Raw genomic sequence first — 2,559 nt, 5'->3', positions numbered from 1 at the left:
GCGACAACAATTACCTGACATCACAACAGACCAAGCGAACGCGACAAGCAGACTCAGACGCACAAGGGCAACCATAACTGTGATCCTGGGGGAAATAGGATGATTTCTAAGCGTTTTATTGTAGACCAACCGGTGTGCAGCGAGGCTACAACGAGTGAGGAATGTGAAAGGGAATCTGCACGATCGTTTTCACTCGGTTGCCGCATTGGGATCGATCATGGCCGGAGAGGGCAGTCGGCATACTGCCCGTTTGACCGCGATCAATTTAGGTTCGCGATCACGCGTTTCCAGCACCAATACATCTTCGACTGCTCCGTAGAAACGAGCCGGTTTGTAGCGGCTATTGTCGGGGAAACAGATGATCTGATTTCGCCGTAGCAGAGTGTCTTCGTCAATTAAATCGCCGGTCAAGCTGATATCAAACGAGCTGTACGAGGTGGCGTATTTGGCGGCGATCGTGGCCGCTTTTTCCAACGCAGGATCTAGGTTTTTAATCACGTTAACGGTGTGGTATGGCAAACGTTCTCGTTCAAAGAACTGGTCGTACAGCACGCGAGCTAGCTCGGGATCGTCCGCAACCTTTTCTCCATACAGTTTGCTGACCATCAGATCAAAGACATCTTTCTCTGCCGTTTGTAGCGTGCTGATCACTCGGTCTCGCTCGGTCACCTCGGGAACCGTTTGCTGCATCGCTTTGTGTTCGGCGAGCCTTTTTTGTTGCTCTCTTTCTGCTTTTTCTTTCGCTTGTTTGTAGGCAAGGATCTCGTCTTCGGGCAGTCGTTGCAGTCGAAGTGAACATGGCACGGTGATCTCGTGATTGGGTTCGTTCCAAACGATGCGAAGTGACAGGTCGACCTCGTCCACCGATCCACGCTCTGGAGCGAACGCAACTTCACGATTCCCCGAAACCTGAATCTGAGGATTAAATCCGCTGCCGTCGATCGAATACGATTCTCGAAACGTTGGAATCGAGACTCCCTTGTTGATCCATTGTCGCTGCATCTCGGCGAGTGCGATTTTCTGTGACGCTGTGTCTTGTCGTGATTGAACGCGGTGCGATCGAAACGGATCTTTGATCTCGGGAGACACTTCAATCAGTTGAAGATGGTTGTACACCTTGATGCTCTGGACCAGCGAAACAGGTTCGCTGATCTTCCACTGGTCGTTTTCGCTCAATTGTGGAAACGCGATGCGTCCGAGATCGATTGGCAACCCCAAGATCCAGGCTGGCCGCGAGACGTTGATCGGTTTTCCTAGCTTGTCGATTTCGCAAGCGGCAACTCGACCGGCGGGCAACCGTGATGAAAGTCGGAAAACACGATCCCGGTGAAGCCCGCGGTATGTCGAATTGCGTTTCCATTGGCATTCGCACTCGATCGAGATCGTGTCGCCATCCCCTCGGCTTAGTTCGTACACCAGGATTCCGTCCAACTCCACTTTTTCCGATGTCGCACCGTAATCCGCTTTCAATTGAATCTTGTAGAACAGGGGCGATTCGGTGGCAGTGTATTCACACGGTGTCTCTGTTTTCGCGGATGCGGCAGCCGTTTCCGTTGCCTGTTTCGCTCGAGTCTCTTGAGCAAATCCGTTGAGCCCATTGGGGACAGCAACGATACAAACGAACAAGAAAAACAAACGCGATCGTGGCATTTTCATCGTTGGGAACCACACAAATAAAAGGGGAGCTGCGATTTTCGGGTTATGCTCATCGATCGTACCCGAATGGCGTTCGCCGTTCTACAAACCGAGGGGGCATCGAAGTCCAAGATTCACTTAGAACGCACGATCGTGTCTATTTACGATCATCGCGGCCAAGGTTTGCAGAAAAATTTTTTTGCCGAAGTTCCCGTTCGATTTTTGACAAAAATGGGGCCGGCGGCGATGGTTACTGCCAACGGGCCGTTTCGGGTTGGCCACCACCGCTGGTTTCCATGCCGCGTTTTCTGCGGCAATTTCATTAAGATGCGGTCGCCTACCTTCGCTGTTCGTTGAACGCAAGTTTCGCTCCCCTAACGCTTGGCGGGCACATAACCTTGCACGATGACCTGCAAAAGTCTATTGACTTCATTGTTTCCCCACTGGCGGGGTGAGGGGCATCGTTGGGACGAGAAGCAGTGAGGCTGCTTTTTGGTTGTCGAGTTGACATTCAGCGTGAAGCCAACATGGCTAGCGATTTGGACGATACAATAATGTGGAATTCACGTTTCGCATCGAGTATCTTGCTCGAATGTTTCGATTCACCTCCCCACCCTATCTGCCCACCCCTTCTTAGGATTTTTTTGAAATGAAGAAACCGACCACTACTCCTGCGTTTCGAAAACCGTCTCCTGCGGCGTCGGCGAACCGGCGTCGTTTTCTGAAAACGACCAGCGCCGGCATTTTAGCAGCAGGTGTGTTCAGCGAATTGCCTGCGGCCGAATCCACGTCGGCCAACAGCAAGCTGAAACTTCTGTGTGTTGGAACCGCCAACCGCGCGGCTGCGGATATCGATGGTGTTAAGAGTCAGGACATTGTCGGTTTGTGCGATGTCGACAAAAACTATCTCGACCGTGCCGCATC

At 51.9% G+C, this 2,559-nt stretch carries 2 protein-coding genes; one reads left to right on the top strand and one right to left on the bottom strand.

Annotated features, from left to right (window positions below):
- Positions 1 to 189: 189 nt before the first annotated feature.
- Positions 190 to 1,656: a hypothetical protein gene (locus tag RMSM_RS05005; protein WP_040764168.1), complete on the bottom strand. Its 1,467-nt coding sequence runs from the start codon at positions 1,654 to 1,656 to the stop codon at positions 190 to 192.
- Positions 1,657 to 2,284: 628 nt separating this feature from the next.
- Here RMSM_RS05005 and RMSM_RS39285 point away from each other — a divergent pair.
- Positions 2,285 to 2,559 (top strand): twin-arginine translocation signal domain-containing protein (locus RMSM_RS39285; protein ID WP_008692474.1); only part of this gene is annotated, 275 nt, incomplete at its 3' end.

The organism is Rhodopirellula maiorica SM1 (assembly GCF_000346295.1).
In the GTDB taxonomy this organism is placed as follows: Bacteria; Planctomycetota; Planctomycetia; order Pirellulales; family Pirellulaceae; genus Novipirellula; species Novipirellula maiorica.
The sequence above is the reverse complement of the archived record's forward strand: the minus strand, read 5'-3'. Positions and strand labels throughout refer to the sequence as shown.

Excerpts from the sequence above, each read along its gene's own strand:
- RMSM_RS05005 (WP_040764168.1), bottom strand. The coding sequence starts at position 1,656 with ATGAAAATGCCACGATCGCGTTTGTTTTTCTTGTTCGTTTGTATCGTT.